Origin of the sequence: Brucella sp. NBRC 12950, from assembly GCF_030268145.1 — a bacterium.
Taxonomy (GTDB): Bacteria; Pseudomonadota; Alphaproteobacteria; order Rhizobiales; family Rhizobiaceae; genus Brucella.
On the sequence record NZ_BSQC01000001.1, the window covers coordinates 408398 to 427204 of the forward strand.

Below are 18807 nucleotides of genomic sequence, written 5' to 3' on the forward strand. Positions count from 1 at the left end.
CTGCAGCCTTTCCAGCCTGAGAAATTGTGCAAAAGAAAAGGCTGCGCCGGTAAGCGCAGCCTTTTGTGCAAAAGCAGAATGAGCTTATGCGAAAATGGACTGAAGTGTCCTTCGTCAAGAATCAGAAGCGGTAGTTTACACCGGCCTTGATCGAATGATTCTTCAAATTGTTCGTCTGGCTAACGCCATTTACCTTCGACTTCACATCGTTGAAGCGCTGGAAGTCATATTCAGCCTTGATGGAAATTGGACCAGAAAGTGCCTGTTCAACGCCTGCGCCGATCAGTGCTCCGCCTTCCCAGCCTGGAGCGGACGTGGTTGCATCCTTGGCCTTGAACTTCGTTACGCCATAGCCAGCAGTGCCGTAAACCAATGTTTTGTCGAAAGCATAGCCGACTTTGCCCTTGGCATTTGCATTCCAAGACTGCTGGAGGCTGCCGCCATTGCCGATACGATGTTCAGCTTCTGCGAAGTTACCCTCGAGCTCACCACCGAAAACAACATTACCGCTCTGCATATTTTTGCCGACAACCGCGCCACCAAGGAAGCCAGTACGGTTCGTGAATGGGCCAGGAACGCGGGACGACGAAGCGCCGATCTGTGCGCCGACGTAGTTGCCCGACCAGTCATGAGGACCGGATGCAATCGGCTCGTTGTAGGTGTAATCCGCGCCGCCCATCATGTCAGCAGCAAAGGACGGGCCAGCAAAGGCAACGATTGCGGCACCGAACGCCGCGGCGATGTAAGAACGCTTCAACATTTTTTACTCCAGTTTTCCCGCCGAAAACGCTGACGAGAAATATACTTTAACTCTTATGACAGGGGCGGATTTGAAGCCCCTTGAACTATTCGCTTCGTCGCTTGTGATTGTGTCTAAATTTAAGAAAATTCGAGCTAATTTGTAGAGGTAAGCCCGCGTTTCCGTTCATATGCTTAATGAATGGTAACCATTCACAGGTCCGAGAATAGAGCATTTCCAGTTTTGATTGAGTTATTGGAAATGCACTGTTCATTTGTTTCTACGGCATCTTTTTCCGAAAACCGCGCCGCACTTTTAGGGATGCGCTCTAAATCAGTTTCAGGCCTCGCATACTGATATGACCGTGCTTGCCGATAATGATGTGGTCGTGGATCGAGATACTCAAAGCTTTGGCCGCATCGATCAGAAGTTTCGTCATGTCGATGTCAGCCCGCGATGGTGTCGGATCGCCAGACGGATGATTGTGAACGACGATTATCGCGGTTGCAGAAAGCTCCAGTGCTCGTCGTACGACCTCGCGCGGATAGACTGGCGTGTGATCGACCGTTCCCTGTTGCTGCACTTCGTCTGCGATGAGGCGATTTTTCTTGTCGAGGAAAAGCACGCGGAACTGCTCTCGCGTTTCATAGGCCATTGCGGTCGTGCAGTATGCGATTACTTGGCTCCATGAGCCTAAAACTTCGCGCTCCATCACCATGCTACGTGCGGAACGTTTGGCTATTGCCTCAACTATTTTGAGTTCAAGCGCTATGGAAGGGCCAACGCCCGGCGTTTCGGCAATAAGTTTTTCGGGTGCACCAAGAACTTCGGCGAGAGAGCCAAAACGGGTAAGCAAAGACTTTGCGATCGGCTTGGTGTCGGCCCGCGGAATAACGCGGAACAGAAGAAGTTCGAGCAATTCATAGTCCGCGAGCGCATCTGATGCCGCCTTGAAACGCTGGCGAAGCCTGTCACGGTGGCCCAAATGGTGCGGTTTTTCGAGCCGCAGGCCGATCTGATTGCCTTCATTGAATCCGGGGAGGTCTAAACTCCCCGTTTTTTTATCTTTCGGTGCCATTCTGTTTAAACCCCCGCAGAAACAGACAGACAATATTTACTTACGCTTACCGCATGGATGGCGGGCCAAAAACATTCTTTGGTGACAGTGTGAATATTTCACAGCCATCTTTAGTAACGCCGACAGTGTGTTCGTATTGTGCCGTCAGCGAACGGTCGCGTGTAACTGCCGTCCAACCATCCGACAGCACTTTCACGCCCGGCTTGCCCAGATTGATCATTGGCTCGATCGTGAAGATCATGCCTTCCTTGATTTCGACGCCTTCGTTGACAGTGCCATAATGCAGAATGTTCGGTGCATCATGGAAAAGCTGACCAACGCCGTGGCCGCAAAAATCGCGCACTACAGAGCAGCGCTCGCCTTCGGCATAGGTCTGGATGGCTGCTCCAATTGCGCCGGTTTTTGCACCGGGTTTTACCGCAGCAATGCCGCGCAGCAGGCTCTCATAGGTGACTTCCAGCAGGCGCTCCGCCGCACGCTTGATTTCACCTACCGAATACATGCGGCTGGAATCGCCGTGCCAGCCATCGAGCAGATAGGTGACGTCGATGTTGACGATGTCGCCTTCACGGAGAGGCTTATCGTCCGGAATGCCGTGGCAAACGACGTGATTGATTGAGGTGCAGGTCGATTTTGTATAGCCGCGATAATTAAGTGTCGCCGGGAAGGCGCCATTATCCATGCCGAATTCAAAGACGAAGCGGTCGATTTCGTTGGTAGTGACGCCCGGCTTGACAATGTCATTCAATGCATCAAGGCAACGAGCGGTGAGGTTACAGACCTTGCGCATACCTTCAAAGGCATCCGGGCCATAGAGCCTGATCTGCCCAGTATATTTCATCGGCGCGCTCGTCGCTTCGATATAAGTCACCATTTCGATCCGTCTTTCTCAAGCGCTTTAAAATCCGTTTTTATCAGACCGGCGCTCTAATCATTTATTCTTACTCATGCGCTGCCCGGAAACCGTTTTAAACAATTCGGGATGCGCTCAGTATTCAATGGGCACCAGAGTTTCAGCGGTGATGCCATTTTCTGTTATTTGGCATCGAATGGCCCAAGCCTCAACCCCGGCCGCTCGTGCGCGTTCAAATGCGCGGGCATAAGCCGGATCAAGATCGCCTGAGATGCTGAATCTGTTGCAATCGCTTCGCTGGATAATAAACACCATCACGCCCCGATATCCAGCGGATACGACATCAACAAGTTCATCAAGATGTTTTGCACCGCGCGCGGTGACAGTATCGGGAAATTCGGCAAGGGAAGGTGTGCGGATGAAGTGGACATTTTTCACTTCGACATAGGCGCGGGGCTGCTCACCTTCATCAAGTAGAATGTCGATCCGCGAGTTTTTGCCATATTTCTGTTCGCGTTTGAGAAGCCCGTAGTTTTTTAGATCAGGAATCATGCCGCAAAGAATGGCTTCTTCCGCGATCTTGTTTGGGAGTCCCGTATTGACGCCGACCAGTGTGTTGTCTGCTTCAACGATCTGCAACGTATGTGGATATTTGCGGTGAGGGGCGTCTGAGACGCTCAACCAGACGCGGGAGCCGGGAGCAGTCAATCCGAGCATGGAACCAGTGTTGGGAACCGATGCGGTGATGAAGCGCCCATCGTCGAGCGTGACGTCGGCGAGAAACCTTTTATAGCGCCGCTCTAAGCGACCGGTGACAAGGGAGGTTTGGAAAAGCATGAGCCGGTGTAGGCTCATGATTGCTTTGTTGCAAGTATGTGCGGAGGAGGATCAGAACAGTACCTTGGCGACGTCTGCCCAGCTCATATCTGCGCCGAGTACCAGCATTGCTGCAATAAGGCCTGCACTGAGCAGTGTCAGTGTCGTTCTTGTTTCACTGTTCATCTTCACCGCCACCAAATCATCTCTGTGTTGGTGAGAATTTTGCGTGGGATTTAGCCCGCAATGTGATGTGAAGATGACTATTCGGGGCAATTTGCGGGCAATTTATCGGAGGGCTGAACGGGCGCCAAAGCGCCTATTCCTTCACCCAGTTGAAGACCAGTTCTTCGCGGAACGCAAAGCGCACGATGTGGCTTGCGACGACGTCTTCCATTTGAGAGAGGCTTTCTTCAGGTGCCTCGACCGTTGCGACGAGATTTTCCGGATTAGCGTCCATCAGAACCAAGCGATTCTCGCCAAGATCGATTCGACCATGCTCGGGTGTGAATTCAACAGTGAATTTATGAGCCCAATGTTTGCACAGCTGCTGTAAATAGCGACTGGCATGGGCGGTCGGTACGATTGCTTTGGTTTTAGCCATAATCTTGCTGTCCATTTTCAAGTTTTACGGACAGTGCGTAACATTGCTGTCGAAGCTATGTCACTTACCAAGATATCAACTTTTCGGGAGAAAAACAAAACCAGCAAATGGTACGCCCAAGGGGAATCGAACCCCTGTCTGCGCCGTGAAAGGGCGCTGTCCTAACCGCTAGACGATGGGCGCCTGTTGCTGGTGTGGGTCGGCTTATAGGCAGGAAATTTCAGACGCGCAAGTCCTTTTTTAGAAAAAATCAAAGAAAATTTTCGAGGACGAACTTTCCGTATGATTCTTTGAAAACAACGAGATAGGGCGGCTTGTGCAAAAAGAACATGAACAACGAAAAGCGTTGGCGGCCATTGTGGCCTTCAACGTACAAGCTGCGAATTATAGTATTCTGGAAAAGAAAAACCAGCAAGTGGTACGCCCAAGGGGAATCGAACCCCTGTCTGCGCCGTGAAAGGGCGCTGTCCTAACCGCTAGACGATGGGCGCCTGTTGCCGGTGTGAGTGGGCTTATATTCAGGAAGATCCTGACTCGCAAGCCCTTAATATAACTTTTCTAAAAAAAACTCGTCTGATTGTCGTTTTCATCTGGAAAAGCGGAGTGGGGAATCTGACAACTATATGAAAAATAACAAAAAAGCCGGACTTTTGATCCGGCGTGATTTGCTGTGATTACTTTTTACAGCTCCAGTTCCAGTCACGTTCCGGACCTACATCGACGTGGACTGAGGTTGTATGGCAATAGGTGCCGACACCGCCGCGGCCTGTCATGTTGCGCGCATATCGGGCGATTTCGTGCTTTGAAACACCATCGATCTGAATGTCGGCTGCTGCACAAATCATATGAAGCGATTTGCGGGCACCATTGACCTTGCGGTTGTAGGAAGGGCTACGATAGCCGGAAGTGACCATGACAGGTTTGCGGAAGTGCCGTTCCATGGTCTTCAGCATAGTGACAAGCTGAGGCTTAAGGCAGGCAACATCGACTGTTTCGCGCTGAACCTTCAGGCCATTTGGTGCGAGCCGCGCAAGACCCGGTGCCGATGCTAGCTGAACGGATGCGTAATCGTCATATTCGTTCGCATCGATATCGCTGTCGTCATAGATGCTCTTGCGATGCTTGATCTCGAAGCCGCCGTTCGGACGCACGCCAGGGAGGGCGTAATTATATTCGTGCTTCGATTTTCCGGCTGGCCTTATAACTGCGAGCTTCTTGTTCTGCGACGTACCAGAGCTGTTCGCTGATTCATCGGTGAAGAGACGAGCGATGCTGCCTTGGCTTGCTGTTGTGTTGGGGCGCTGGGGCGCTGCATATGCATTGGCATTTTTTGCAGAGCCAAAAAGCGATGTCACTTGAGTAGGTTTCTCTGATTCTGCAGGTTTTGGCGCTTCGGCTTGTTTGGCTTCTTCCGCAGTAGGCTTAGCTACCTGTGCGGCAGCCTGCTCTTTTGTCTCTTCAGGTTTTGCAGTCTCAGTTGTTTCGGGCGCCGTTGTTGAATTTACAGGCGGCTCAGCTGGCTTTTTGCCAAACATGCCAAACAGGGAAGTGGATTTCGTCTGTGGTGCGATAGCTGCAACCTGAATAGAGCCGTCTTGGGTCGGTTGCGCGTCGTTTGCGGCTGCTGTTGCTGGCTTTTGTTCTGTATCAGTTGACCTTGTTTCGGCGACAGTGGCTTTCGCCGTTTCAGTCGTTGCATCAGCCTTTTTCGTTTCAGCCTTACCTGCGTCTGCCGCTGCTTCGGCGGCAACTGTCTGATCGGCAGCACTTTGAAGAGTGTCAGCAATCATGGAACCATCGGCGTTGTTCGTCATTTGTAAAGGCGAAGTGCCGTTGCCAGTCGATGTGCAGGATGCGAGTACAAGTGCGAGCAAAGCTACGCTGCTTGTCAGCAATCTGCCGGTCTTCCGGTGTGAAGGTTCTGCAAATTTCAATGTCTGCTCCAGCTCGACGTCCCGGCTGTTTGATCAGCTTATCGGGATTTATCAGTCTGACGAACCGGAAGCCCGTGCCCGCCTGGTTTCGGGAGATCAAATCCCCCATGTGAGTCTCGCCAATTTTAAAGAAGGCGATTTTACTCACGGAAACCGGTCATTTGTACCGGGGTAGATAAACCAAGATTTTCAGCACTTTATAGCGATTACACCACATATGTAGGCGCATTTAAGCGTGAATATACAAATCACTCAGTGATAAGTAGTAACTAATTTTTAGGATTTTTAACTACCAAACGCAACTATTGAAAGTGCTATGTGTTTCAAAAGCGCTTATTAGGTCGTTCAATTACAGAGATATAACACAATATTACTGCTTGTAATTTTTGGTTATACTTATTTATCATTCATACATCCGTCGCCGCGGAATGAAGCCAATCGCAACTCACTTGTTGACATGATGCATCGAGTTAGTGCTATCCATTCCGCACCATACTATCTGTGACGCGCTAAGTAATGTACTAGCGTCTTCAGAGCACCAGGATCGGAACCGGACATATGACCAAAAGCACACGGAAGTTTGCCAATCTCATGCTGGCAGCAACAGCCGTGGTGCTTCTCGCGGGTTGTGCCGGTGGGCCTGAGTTTCAGGGTACGCCTCAGGAAGGTGCCAAGCGCACCGATACCTATCCGACCTTTGGCCGAATGCCAAAAGCTGCGACTACACAGATTACGCCTGAAGAGAAGGCGCAGATGATGTCCGGCCTTGATTCTGACCGCACGCGTCTCGCGGCCACACGTTCTTCCAATGCGGCTCTCACGCCAGCTCAGGCTGCTGCTTTGCGCAAACAGGCGCAGGAAGAAACAGACGCCACCCTCAAGCAGATCGAAGCCGGGGAATAACGGGCTTTTCTTTCTATAAAAGCTTCGTCGCAGAACTGTAACAAGTCTCGACCCGATTCGATAACAGGTGTATAGCTCCTAACCCGGCGCATACGCGCCGTTTCATTCAACTCCCTTCTGGAACAGGATCATGTCGGAAGAATTTCATAAAGTCCGTCGCTTGCCACCTTATGTCTTTGAGCAGGTAAATCGCCTGAAGGCATCGGCGCGAGCGGCCGGAGCCGACATCATTGATCTCGGAATGGGTAATCCTGATCTGCCGACGCCAAAGAACATCGTCGACAAGCTTTGCGAAGCTGTTCAGGACCCGCGCGCGCATCGATATTCGTCGTCGAAGGGCATCCCCGGTCTTCGCCGTGCGCAGGCACAATATTATGCGCGTCGTTTTGGTGTGAAGCTCAACCCGGATACACAGGTCGTTGCGACGCTTGGTTCCAAGGAAGGCTTCGCCAATATGGCGCAGGCGATCACGGCGCCCGGCGATGTCGTGCTTTGCCCGGATCCAACCTATCCGATTCATTCGTTCGGCTTCATCATGTCGGGCGGTGTGATCCGTTCGATTCCTGCAAAGCCGGATGAGGATTTCATTCGTGCGCTGGATCGTGCGGTCAAGCATTCTATTCCAAAGCCGCTCGCGCTTATTCTTAACTTCCCGTCGAACCCGACCGCTTATATTGCTACCCTTGATTTCTACAAGGATGTGGTCGATTTCGCGCGTAAGAACGATCTGATCATTCTGTCGGATCTGGCTTATTCGGAAATCTATTTTGACGACAACAACCCGCCACCATCGGTTCTTGAAGTGCCGGGTGCGATGGATGTTGCTGTCGAGTTCACTTCGATGTCGAAGACGTTTTCGATGCCGGGCTGGCGCATGGGCTTTGCGGTTGGCAATGAACGCCTGATTGCGGCACTGACGCGCGTTAAATCCTATCTGGATTATGGTGCATTCACGCCTATTCAGGTTGCAGCAACCGCAGCACTTAACGGCGACGGTACTGACATTGCTTATGTTCGGAATGTCTATAAGCAGCGTCGCGATGTGCTGGTCGACAGCTTTGGCCGTGCAGGCTGGGATGTGCCGCCACCAGCGGCAACCATGTTCGCATGGGTTCCGATTCCAGAGCGGTTCCGTGCGCTGGGCTCGCTCGAATTCTCCAAGCTTCTGGTTGAAATGGCCGATGTGGCTGTTGCGCCGGGCGTAGGCTTTGGCGAACACGGTGATGAGTATGTTCGTATCGCATTGGTCGAGAACGAACACCGCATCCGTCAGGCTGCTCGTAACATCAAGCGCTTCCTGTCCGCCAAGGACGAGAATGTGCAGAACATCATTCCGCTTGAAGGTCGCCGTTAAGCGATTTTAACCGGACAAAGCAGGGGCCGTCTTCTGGTCGGCCCTTGTTTCCCACCACATAGAAATTCAACGAATCGGAAAGACAGAACAATGAGTGATGCATTGCGGATCGGCGTTGCCGGACTGGGCACCGTTGGTGCTTCGGTGTTGCGTATTCTACGTGACAAGGCCGAAATGCTCACTCGTCAATGCGGCAAGCAAGTTACAGTTACTGCGGTGAGCGCACGCGACCGCACTCGTGATCGCGGTATCAATCTTGATGGCATTGAATGGTTTGACGATCCCATCGAGCTTGCCAAAAGTGCTAATATTGATGTTTTCGTTGAGCTGATCGGTGGCGATGAAGGTCCGGCCAAAACGGCTGTTGAAGCTGCATTGCGTGCGGGTCATCATGTTGTGACTGCCAATAAGGCACTTCTTGCAAAGCACGGCGTGGCGCTTGCCAAGATTGCCGAAGAGAAGGGCGTTCTTCTGAATTTTGAAGCAGCCGTTGCTGGCGGCATTCCCGTCATCAAGGCGATGCGTGAATCATTGACCGGCAACACGGTTTCGCGCGTTTACGGTATCATGAACGGCACCTGTAACTACATCCTCACCCGGATGTGGGAAGAGGGCATTTCGTTTGAAGATTGCCTCGCAGACGCGCAGCGTCTCGGTTATGCCGAAGCTGATCCGACCTTTGACATTGAGGGCAACGATACGGCGCACAAACTTGCGCTGCTCACAAGTCTTGCATTTGGCACTCAGATTGCTGCCGACGACATTTATCTTGAAGGCATCAGCAATATTTCACTGGCCGATATTCGTGCTGCTGACGAGCTTGGCTATCGTATTAAGCTGCTCGGCGTTGCGCAGAAGACCGATACCGGTATAGAACAGCGCGTGCATCCGACCATGGTTCCAACCTCGTCGGTAATTGCACAGGTCCATGGCGTGACCAATGCAGTTGCAATCGAAACTGACCTCCTGGGTGAGTTGCTGCTTTCCGGCCCGGGCGCCGGAGGCAATGCCACGGCTTCGGCTGTGATCGGCGATCTGGCAGATATTGCCAAAAGCCGTCCTGGCTTCCAGCATGGCCCGGTTTTCGGTACGCCTGCGAAAGCCTTGCAGCCATATAAGCGTGCAAAGATGCGCAAACATGCAGGCGGTTATTTCATTCGCCTGACGGTTTATGATCGTATCGGTGCATTTGCTGGAATTGCCAAGCGTATGGCTGAGAATGACATTTCGCTTGAGTCAATCGTTCAACGTCCTTTGATGGACAGCGACGTAAGTGATGGCATCAAGACTGTTATCCTCGTTACGCACGAAACGACTGAATCCGCTGTGAAGAAAGCTCTTGAAGCAATTCTCAAGGATGATCATCTGGTCAACAAGCCACAGATGATCCGTATCGAACGCGCAGGCTGATTATATCCAATAGTGTTGCCACTCTTGAAGGGCGGCAACGACTTTGCTAAGAAGCACTCATCGGAATAGTCCGGTTTAGAGACAATATGGAAAAGGAGGGCTGTAATATGGATGTGACGCGTCACGACCGTCATCGTCAGTATGGCCCTGATTTTGCCCTGCAACATTAAATTGTGCAGGGCCGATTAAGACTGAAACAAAGGTCTTTTTCTGCCTTTTCTGAAGGCTCAGCTTCAATTGCTGTAGCCGCAAATTTGCAAGCATGTTGATTGAAGCTGTTTGAGAACTGCTCGTCAGTGCTTGGCCAAATTGGGCCTATCGTAATGTCTCTTATATCTGTTCAGAATCTTTCGCTTAGCCTCCATCAGACCTTGTTTGCAAACCTCGATTTCGTCGTAGGCGATGGCGAGAGGCTTGGTATCGTTGCCGCCAATGGTCGTGGAAAGACCAGTCTTTTACGATTGATCGTCGGAGAGGGTGAGCCCACCAGCGGTACGATCACGCGCTCGCGTGGGCTCAAAATCGGTTATGTCAGCCAGTATGTCTCAGACGATCTGATGGATCTGTCTTTCTATGACGTCGTGCTCAGCGGACTGGATGAAGACGCACGCGCTTATGAAAGCTGGCGTGCTGATATCGTGCTTGACGATCTCAATGTTCCGGTCGAATTGCGTGAACTTGCAATTCGGCAGTTGAGTGGTGGCTGGCAGCGGCTTGCGCTTCTGGCACGCACATGGGTGTCCGAGCCTGACGTGCTATTGCTGGACGAGCCGACAAACCATCTCGACCTTGAGAAAGTGCATTTGCTGGAAAACTGGCTTGATGCGCTCCCGCGTTCAGTAGCCGTCATTGTTTGCAGTCATGACCGCGCCTTTCTTGATGTGGTCACGAAACGCACGCTTTTCCTGCGTGCGGATAAGTCGTTCGTCTTTGCGTTGCCGTACAGCCAAGCGCATGTGGCGCTTGACGAGATAGATGCGGCTGACGCCCGCCAGTTTGAAAAGGACATGAAGACTGTCCAGCAATTGCGCAGACAGGCCGCGAAGCTCAACAATATAGGCATTAACTCGGGAAGTGATTTGCTGGTGGTGAAAACCAAGCAGTTGCGTGCGAGAGCCGAGAAAATCGAGGAAAGCGCGAAAGCAGCACATGTCGAACGCTCTGCTGGCAAGATAAGGCTTGATGGTCGGGGTAGCCATGCCAAGGCACTGATCGTAATCGATCAGGCCGAGATTGCGACCCCTGACGGTCGCCCCCTCTACAAAGCCGGGCAGTTGTGGGTCAATCCCGGTGACAGAATCGTGCTGCTTGGCGCTAACGGTACGGGTAAGACGCGATTGCTTACACTGGTTCGTGAAGCAATCCTTCAGCCGGAACAATCGCTTGCGGGCATCAAAGCGACGCCTTCACTCGTGTTGGGCTATAGTGATCAGGCTTTATCCGAGCTGAATGGTAACTGGACGCCATTTGAGACGATCATGAAGCGTTTCGATGTCGGCGACCAGCGAGCACGATCCTTGCTTGCCGGCGCCGGTATGACGCTTGAGATGCAGGCCAAACCTTTGTCGCGGCTTTCGGGCGGACAAAAGGCGCGGCTTGCCATGCTGGTTCTGCGTCTGACCAAGCCGAACTTCTACATTCTCGATGAGCCGACCAATCATCTGGATATCGATGGGCAAGAAGCGCTGGAAGCAGAACTGTTGAGCGATGAAACAGCAAGCCTCATCGTATCACATGATCGCAGTTTCGTGCGTAACGTTGGAAATCGTTTCTGGGTAATCGATAGAAAAAAGCTGGTCGAAGTTGATAGCCCAGAGTTTTTCTTCGAAGCAGCTTTAGGTTGATCTGCAGAAGCTTCTTCTGGTTGCTTTCAGCTTTCTGGTCTCAATGGTTGGGTGTGTTCGTTCACGCCCGACCAAGACATGAAACCAAGTGTGTGACCTTAAATCGATTAAGCGCTTGAGTGCAAAATCTTTTTACCCTTCATTCTCTTGCAGGCGGCAGGGGACTTTGACAAAAGATTTGCATATTGTCGCTATAAGTGACGACACTGTCGTTCTGTCGACGCAGCAACCTCATTCGAATTCAGGACTTTGTTCACATGGCCAAGACCGCAGAGCAGCAACCACATGGATCAGCCCAGGGACTGGATCGCATTCTCACACTCGAACTCGTTCGTGTGGCAGAACGCGCGGCAGTGGCTGCAGCACGCCTTCGTGGACGTGGCGATGAAATGGCTGCCGATCAGGCCGCAGTTGACGCCATGCGTCAGGAGCTTAATCGTCTGCCGATTGCTGGTACCGTCGTAATTGGTGAAGGCGAACGCGATGAAGCGCCGATGCTCTATATCGGTGAAGAAGTTGGCACCAAGCAGGGGCCTGATGTCGATATTGCGCTCGACCCCCTGGAAGGTACGACGATTTGCGCCAAGAATCTGCCGAACTCGCTGGCTGTTATCGCCATCGCTGAGAAGGGGAATCTACTCTATGCGCCAGATGTTTACATGGAAAAGATTGCTGTTGGTCCGGGTTATCCGAAGGGCGTGGTCGATCTCGATGCAACACCGACCGACAACATCATGGCCATTGCAAAGGCCAAGGGCGTAAAGCCACATGAAATTACGGCCTGCATTATGGATCGTCCACGCCACGCGCGTCTGATCGAAGAAGTGCGTGCGACTGGTGCGTCCATTCGTTTGATCGGCGATGGTGACGTTGCGGGTGTTATGCACACGACCAATCCGGATGAAACCGGCATCGATATTTATATCGGTATCGGTGGTGCGCCGGAGGGTGTGCTGGCAGCTGCTGCATTGCGTTGCATTGGCGGCCAGATGCAGGGCCGACTTCAGCTTAATTCTGATGAGAAAATCGCACGCGCGGCCAAGATGGGCATTTCCGACCCGAAAAAGGTCTATACGCTGGAAGAGATGGCGAAGGGCGACGTGCTTTTTGCTGCAACCGGTGTGACGGATGGTAATATGCTTTCTGGCGTCAAGTTCGCCCGTGATTATATCCAGACCCACACAATCGTCATGCGCTCAAGTTCGCAGACGGTTCGTGAAATCAAGGCACGGCATCAGGATTTGTCGAAGTTCTAACAGAGCTATCATAGGGTTGTTTAAAAGGCGGCATTGCAAAAATGCCGCCTTTTGTGTCTTTAAGAAACCATGACAACAGAACGTTTTTTTCTTGGCATCCGTAAATCTGTCACTGGCCAGAAATGGATGGATCGGCTCGGCCCGCGTGAGGCCAATACGGCGCTCGCAATCGCGCAGCATCATGGCATTTCCGATCTGGTATCGCGCGTGCTTGCAGGGCGCGGGGTTTCTGTAGAAGGCGCGCCGGAGTTTATCGATCCGAGCCTGCGCAACCTGATGCCAGATCCAGCCATGCTGACCGATATGGATGAAGCCGCAAACCGCATCGCCGACGCTATTATGCGGCGCGAGACGGTTGCTATTTTCGGCGACTATGACGTTGACGGTGCATGTTCATCCGCCCTCATGGCGCGGTTTTTGAAACATTATGGTATCACGCATTCAATCTATATTCCGGATCGTATCTTTGAAGGATATGGCCCGAACCCCGATGCCATGCGTGAACTGGTCGCAAAGGGTGCCTCGTTAATCGTGACGGTTGATTGCGGCACCAACAGCGCGCCGTCGATTACGGCTGCAAAAGAAGCTGGTGCCGATGTCGTGGTTATCGACCACCATCAGGTAGGCGGTGATCTACCGGATGATGCGGTGGCCATTGTCAACCCGAACCGCGAAGACGATATTTCACAGCAGGAGCATCTGTGCGCCGCGGGCGTTGTTTTTCTGACGCTTGTTCAGGTGACAAAAGTTTTGCGCGAACGCGGGAAGGGGGCAGGGCCGGACCTTCTCTCGCTGCTCGATTTGGTGGCACTTGCGACAGTTTGCGACGTGGTTCCGCTGAAAGGTGTCAATCGCGCCTTCGTCGTGAAAGGACTCCTGGTTGCGCGTAGCCAGAGCAATGCGGGCCTGGCAGCGCTTGGCAGGGTTTCGCGCATTGGCGAGCCGCTCAATGTTTTCCATCTTGGCTATCTGATCGGCCCACGTATCAATGCCGGGGGACGTATTGGTGATGCAGGGCTGGGCGCTCGGTTGCTTACACTGGACGATTCAACCGCTGCTGATCCAATTGCCGCAGAACTCGACCGACTCAATCAGGAGCGACAGGCTATGGAAGCCGAAATGCTGATTGAGGCCGAAGCGGAAGCTTCACTTGAGCTTTCAGGCGGTGCAGGTGCATCGGTGATTGTGACGGCAAGTGATCGCTGGCATCCGGGTATCGTCGGATTGCTGGCATCGCGGCTCAAAGAAAAGGCGCGTCGGCCTGCCTTTGCCATTTCATTTAATGCGAATGGCATTGGCTCGGGGTCGGGGCGTTCTATTTCCGGACTTGATCTTGGCAAACTGGTTCGCGGTGCGATGGAGCGCGGGTTGCTGGTAAAGGGCGGTGGTCACGCCATGGCAGCTGGTATTACCATTGAGCGCGGCAAGCTTGGTGCGCTTCGTGCATATCTTGAGGAAGAATCGGCTGATACGGTCGCAAGGCTTCGTGAAAATCAGAGTCTTTCGATTGACGGGGCGGTTGCTGCTTCGGGCGCGACTGTTTCGCTTTATGAATCGTTGCAGAAAGCTGGTCCTTTCGGCTCAGCGCATCCACAGCCGGTGCTTGCACTTCCGCATCATATATTGGCAGATGTGCGTTTAGTTGGACGGGATCATGTGCGTGTTGCTCTGCGTGGCGCAGATGGCAAACGCGTCAACGCGATCGCCTTCCGCGTTGCTGAAGGCGATCTGGGGCGGTTTTTGTTTAATAATATCGGTCAGAGTGTCCATATTGTTGGGAATCTTTCGCTCAATCACTGGAACGGTTCAGTCACTCCTCAGATACAGATTCTGGATGCAGCTGTGCCTATTTGAATTTTCTCAACTTTTTTGTCTTCACGCTCTTGTGAAAACGGGGAGCGAATTCCCATATAATCACGGACTAAAATATTCTGTGATTACTCTATTGGGAGATACTTATGCCGGGTTCCGGAAACCGCCTGACCAAACTGACCGCTGCAATGGTCCTTGGGCTTATAGCCTCTTTTGCCGCTGTTGATTTCGCCGAGGCTCGCCGTGCTGGCGGGGGCGGTTTTGGTAGCCGTGGTGCACGTACATATCAGGCGCCTGCACCGACACGCACCGCACCAAACAATGCAGCGCCTATGGAACGGTCAATGACGCCAAACACTGGCGCAACCCAGACCAATCGTCCGGGTGCAGCGGCAAGCACACAGAATGCAGCTGCGGCTCGTTCTGGCGGCATGTTTGGCAATTTCGGCCGTTCGATGCTTGGTGGTCTCCTTGTTGGTGGTCTGATCGGCATGTTGCTGGGTAATGGGCTTGGCGGTATGGCTGGCATGTTAGGCCTTCTGCTGCAGGTCGCTGTCATTGCGCTGATCGCGATGTTCGTTATGCGCATTATTGCAAATCGTCGTCAGACGGCAGCAGCGGGTGCAGGCAACGCCGGTGGCCAGCCTTTTAATGCTGCACAGGTTTTTGGTTCTGCAAAGACTGCTGCACCACCGTCAAATACTGCAAGCCGCACGCCTTCGGTAAATCCCTTTGGCGCTAAGCAGGAAGAAACCCCGGTTGCAGCTGCGGTTGAAGAAGAGCCAATGGATGTTGGCCAGGAAGAACTGGATCGCTTCGAGCAGATGTTGTCAGAAATCCAGACCGCTTATGGCCGTGAGGATTATGCAGCACTCCGAAAGCTCGCAACACCGGAAGCCATGTCTTACCTGGCTGAAGAATTGGGTGAGATCGCTTCCAGCGGTATGCGTAATGAAGTCAAGGACGTGAAGCTGCTTCAGGGCGATGTTTCCGAAGCATGGCGTGAAGGCAATGTGGACTATGCGACTGTCGCCATCCGTTACTCGGCTATCGATGTTATGCTTGACCGCAATACAGGCGCAGTCGTTGAAGGCAACCCTGATGAGCCGGTTGAAAGCGTCGAAGTCTGGACGTTCACCCGCGTTGATGGTGGCGACTGGTTGCTCGCAGCGATTCAAGGCACCGAATAAGCCTAACAGTTTTAATGAAAAGGCCCGGTCGAGATACCGGGCCTTTTTCTTGATTACCAGCTGCCGATATTTTCGGCCGAAGCCCATGGCTCCTGCGGAGCGAGGCGCTCACCCTTCTGGATCAGTTCGATGGAAATGCCGTCGGGTGACTTGATGAAAGCCATGTGGCCGTCGCGTGGTGGACGGTTGATTGTGACGCCAGCGTCTTTCAGCTTCTGGCAAGTCTCATAGATATTATCGACCGCATAAGCGAGATGGCCGAAGTTACGGCCACCGGTATAGGTTTCCGGGTCCCAGTTGTAGGTAAGTTCCAACTCTGGAGCGCGTTCTGCCTTGGCCTTATCCTTGTCTGATGGCGCGGCAAGGAAGATGAGCGTAAAGCGACCTTTCTCATTTTCAGTCCGGCGAATTTCTTCAAGGCCAAACTTGTTCACGTAAAAATCGAGCGATTCATCAATGTCGCGAATTCTAACCATCGTGTGCAGATAACGCATAGTCTTCTCCTGGTTCGCATGTTTGCCGGTTGTAGGATTTAACGCTTTCCCCAGACAATGGTTCAGCTTTTCGTATCCTTCCGCCCGGTTTCCATTGCACGGCTTGAAAGAGCAATTTCGTGGATAGGCGGCTTACGTGAAAACGCAAGTACACAAGTTGTCGAATTGCCATGCTGCCATATGTTTTCGACGAGGTGCTTGATACGGCAATTTTCAATTTTAGAAATTGGCAAATTAACGCTGAGAGCACAAAGCCTGTGATCATCTTCATGACAGCAAAAGTTTAGGCTTGCCGCCTCCGGTTAAGGAAGTGTTATTCTTTGGGCAAGAATCAGGACAGAATCGCAACGGAACAACAGAGGAGGGACGAGCGCATGGCGGACAAATCTGTGTCGGATGACCAGTTTCGCAGTCAGGCCTCCTCAGAAGAGCTAGGCGAACTTATTGAAGTGTCCGGCCACATCAAGTGGTTCGACGTTGCAAAGGGGTACGGTTTCATCGTGCCCGACCAGCCTGGGCTTTCCGATATTCTCCTTCATGTCACATCGCTTCGCCGCGATGGCTTTCAAACAGCGCTCGAAGGCGCGCGTATCGTTTGTGAAGTGCGCAATGGCGATCGTGGTATGCAGTGCTTCCGCGTTCTTTCCATGGATACGTCTACAGCAGTTCATCCTGCTCAGATGGCGCCACAACGCACGCATGTAACGGTTACGCCATCAAGCGGACTGGAGCGCGTGATTGTGAAGTGGTTCAACCGCACCAAGGGCTTCGGCTTTCTGACGCGCGGCGAGGGCACAGAAGATATCTTCATTCATATGGAAACGCTTCGTCGCTTCGGCATGATGGAACTGCGCCCCGGTCAAGTCGTTCTGATCCGTTTCGGCAATGGAGACAAGGGCCTCATGGCTGCGGAAATCCATCCAGATATTGGCACGGCGATTCCGGTTTCTCATTGAGCAGCCCACCAAAGCTCATAGAATCACTCTATCTCTTCGCTTAATGCATCATCCAACGCAAAAACGTTTCGCACTTTTGCTGGAGATGATCGAACTCCCATTTCATATTCTGTAACAACCGGGTGATGCTGGCGACTTAGTCTTGCCGTACTACAACCTCGTTGTTATCTTCGCGGCTCAATCGCACCATTCGTGAGCGCCCGTGACAGCGCAATTGGCACGAACGCGCAGCACGAGAGCAGGGTATGGGACGGATTCTTTTCGCATTCGCTTTTCTATTTTTTGCTGTTTCTGCCCATGCGCAGGAAACCAAGCCAATGCTATTGCCTTTGGATAAAGAACCGCTGACCTTCGTTACCTCAAAGGGCAAGGTTTCATTCGGGTTGGAGATTGCTGCTACAGATGAAGCGCGTATGCGTGGCCTGATGTGGCGAACCGATTTTCCGAAAGACCGCGCTATGCTCTTTGTTTTCGGCGAAATGCGGAGCGTGATGATGTGGATGCAGAACACGCCTTCGCCGCTGGATATGGTTTTTCTTGACGATACCGGCCATGTGTCGGCGATCCATGAAAATGCAGAACCGTTCTCCGAGGCCATCATTTCTTCGCAAGGGCCTGCGGCTTATGTGGTTGAACTTCTGGCCGGGACTGTTAAACGAACCGGTATCAAGCGTGGTGACAGTGCGATCCACAGGGCCATTTGTGGCGAGTGTCGCAGTTAAGCCTGTCAAAAATCCCGCATTCTGAAATTCAAAAGGAATACAAAATTGAGCGCGCTCGATATCGAATATTTCGAACATGATGGTCTGCGTCTTGCGTATCGTCAGGACGGAGAGGGCGATCCGATCCTGCTCATCCACGGCTTTGCCTCGTCAAGCCTCGTCAATTGGGTGTCGCCGGGTTGGTTCCGCACTTTGACTGAAGCAGGTTATCGTGTGATCGCCATCGATGATCGTGGCCACGGATTTTCTGCAAAGAGCCATGAGGCAGCGGATTACACACCGAGCGCCATGGCGGGTGATGCCGCGGCTCTGCTTGATCATCTTGGCATCGAAAAAGCGCATGTCATGGGATATTCGATGGGCGCGCGCATCACTGCGTTTCTGGCAATCGAGCACCCCGAACGTGTTCATAGCGCCGTGTTTGGCGGCCTTGGCATCGGCATGGTGACGGGCGCAGGCGACTGGGAGCCAATTGGTGAAGCACTTCTTGCAGAAGATCCATCGACCATCACGCATCCGCGCGGGATGATGTTCCGTAAATTTGCCGACCAGACCAAGAGTGATCGAATTGCGCTCGCGGCTTGTGTCATTACATCCAAGGAACTGGTTTCTGCCGAGGCAATTGCGCGCATCATGCAGCCGGTCCTTGTAGCGGTGGGTACGACAGACGATATTGCAGGGAGCGCTCAAGAGTTGGCAGATATGCTGCCAAATGGCCGGGCGCTCGATATTCCTGACCGTGACCACATGTTGGCGGTGGGTGACAAGGTTTATAAGAAAGGTGTTCTGGCCTTTCTCGAAGAAAACCCTCTCTGAGTTCGGGCGCGATACGCTAACGACAG

At 52.5% G+C, this 18807-nt stretch carries 17 protein-coding genes and 2 tRNA genes; 10 read left to right on the forward strand and 9 right to left on the reverse strand.

Annotated elements, in window-relative coordinates:
* Nucleotides 1-121: 121 nt before the first annotated feature.
* The 8 genes from QSJ70_RS01905 to QSJ70_RS01940 form a co-directional block, all read right to left on the reverse strand.
* Nucleotides 122-760, reverse strand: coding sequence for an outer membrane protein (locus QSJ70_RS01905; RefSeq protein WP_007875519.1), 639 nt, complete (start codon nt 758-760; stop codon nt 122-124).
* A gap of 307 nt (nt 761-1067) precedes the next feature.
* Entirely contained in the window at nt 1068-1817 is a 750-nt protein-coding gene (gene radC / locus QSJ70_RS01910) for a RadC family protein (RefSeq protein ID WP_285534616.1), read from the reverse strand.
* A 46-nt stretch (nt 1818-1863) separates the two neighbouring features.
* Complete coding sequence (gene map, locus QSJ70_RS01915) at nt 1864-2691, reverse strand: type I methionyl aminopeptidase (RefSeq protein WP_105518661.1); 828 nt, start codon at nt 2689-2691, stop codon at nt 1864-1866.
* 114 nt (nt 2692-2805) lie between these two features.
* Entirely contained in the window at nt 2806-3507 is a 702-nt protein-coding gene (gene sfsA, locus QSJ70_RS01920) for a DNA/RNA nuclease SfsA (protein WP_113485417.1), read from the reverse strand.
* A 298-nt stretch (nt 3508-3805) separates the two neighbouring features.
* The gene (locus QSJ70_RS01925; RefSeq protein ID WP_007875507.1) at nt 3806-4090 is read right to left on the reverse strand and encodes a DUF2218 domain-containing protein; all 285 of its coding nucleotides are present in this window, start codon (nt 4088-4090) and stop codon (nt 3806-3808) included.
* A gap of 108 nt (nt 4091-4198) precedes the next feature.
* Nucleotides 4199-4273, reverse strand: a tRNA-Glu gene (locus tag QSJ70_RS01930).
* Nucleotides 4274-4506: 233 nt separating this feature from the next.
* Nucleotides 4507-4581: transfer RNA gene (locus QSJ70_RS01935), tRNA-Glu, on the reverse strand.
* Nucleotides 4582-4764: 183 nt separating this feature from the next.
* Nucleotides 4765-6024 (reverse strand): D-Ala-D-Ala carboxypeptidase family metallohydrolase, encoded by a 1260-nt coding sequence (locus QSJ70_RS01940; RefSeq protein ID WP_285534617.1) that lies wholly within the window; start codon nt 6022-6024, stop codon nt 4765-4767.
* A gap of 558 nt (nt 6025-6582) precedes the next feature.
* On the opposite strand from QSJ70_RS01940, the gene QSJ70_RS01945 reads away from it, so the two are divergent.
* From QSJ70_RS01945 to QSJ70_RS01975, 7 genes are all read left to right on the forward strand, one after another.
* Nucleotides 6583-6927: a hypothetical protein gene (locus QSJ70_RS01945; protein WP_105518659.1), complete on the forward strand. Its 345-nt coding sequence runs from the start codon at nt 6583-6585 to the stop codon at nt 6925-6927.
* A 130-nt stretch (nt 6928-7057) separates the two neighbouring features.
* Complete coding sequence (locus QSJ70_RS01950; protein ID WP_007875500.1) at nt 7058-8281, forward strand: LL-diaminopimelate aminotransferase; 1224 nt, start codon at nt 7058-7060, stop codon at nt 8279-8281.
* A 90-nt stretch (nt 8282-8371) separates the two neighbouring features.
* On the forward strand, nt 8372-9691 hold the full coding sequence (locus QSJ70_RS01955) for a homoserine dehydrogenase (RefSeq protein WP_285534619.1): 1320 nt from the start codon (nt 8372-8374) through the stop codon (nt 9689-9691).
* Nucleotides 9692-10014: 323 nt separating this feature from the next.
* On the forward strand, nt 10015-11535 hold the full coding sequence (locus QSJ70_RS01960; protein WP_285534620.1) for an ABC-F family ATP-binding cassette domain-containing protein: 1521 nt from the start codon (nt 10015-10017) through the stop codon (nt 11533-11535).
* A gap of 257 nt (nt 11536-11792) precedes the next feature.
* Complete coding sequence (glpX, locus tag QSJ70_RS01965; RefSeq protein ID WP_007875494.1) at nt 11793-12791, forward strand: class II fructose-bisphosphatase; 999 nt, start codon at nt 11793-11795, stop codon at nt 12789-12791.
* Between the two features lie 69 nt (nt 12792-12860).
* A complete protein-coding gene (gene recJ / locus QSJ70_RS01970) occupies nt 12861-14645 on the forward strand; it encodes a single-stranded-DNA-specific exonuclease RecJ (RefSeq protein WP_285534621.1) in 1785 nt (594 codons plus the stop codon).
* Between the two features lie 104 nt (nt 14646-14749).
* Nucleotides 14750-15793 (forward strand): Tim44 domain-containing protein, encoded by a 1044-nt coding sequence (locus tag QSJ70_RS01975; RefSeq protein WP_285534623.1) that lies wholly within the window; start codon nt 14750-14752, stop codon nt 15791-15793.
* 53 nt (nt 15794-15846) lie between these two features.
* Here QSJ70_RS01975 and gloA read toward each other — a convergent pair whose 3' ends face one another.
* On the reverse strand, nt 15847-16287 hold the full coding sequence (gene gloA / locus QSJ70_RS01980) for a lactoylglutathione lyase (RefSeq protein WP_064320732.1): 441 nt from the start codon (nt 16285-16287) through the stop codon (nt 15847-15849).
* A 374-nt stretch (nt 16288-16661) separates the two neighbouring features.
* Between gloA and QSJ70_RS01985 the strand changes: the two genes are divergently transcribed.
* The 3 genes from QSJ70_RS01985 (at nt 16662) to QSJ70_RS01995 (ending at nt 18781) form a co-directional block, all read left to right on the forward strand.
* A complete protein-coding gene (locus QSJ70_RS01985; protein ID WP_007875475.1) occupies nt 16662-17243 on the forward strand; it encodes a cold-shock protein in 582 nt (193 codons plus the stop codon).
* Nucleotides 17244-17488: 245 nt separating this feature from the next.
* Nucleotides 17489-17965 carry a DUF192 domain-containing protein gene (locus QSJ70_RS01990; protein WP_285534624.1) on the forward strand — a complete coding sequence of 159 codons (477 nt, stop codon included), beginning with the start codon at nt 17489-17491 and terminating at the stop codon, nt 17963-17965.
* A gap of 45 nt (nt 17966-18010) precedes the next feature.
* Complete coding sequence (locus QSJ70_RS01995; protein ID WP_079211992.1) at nt 18011-18781, forward strand: alpha/beta fold hydrolase; 771 nt, start codon at nt 18011-18013, stop codon at nt 18779-18781.
* Nucleotides 18782-18807: the final 26 nt, after the last annotated feature.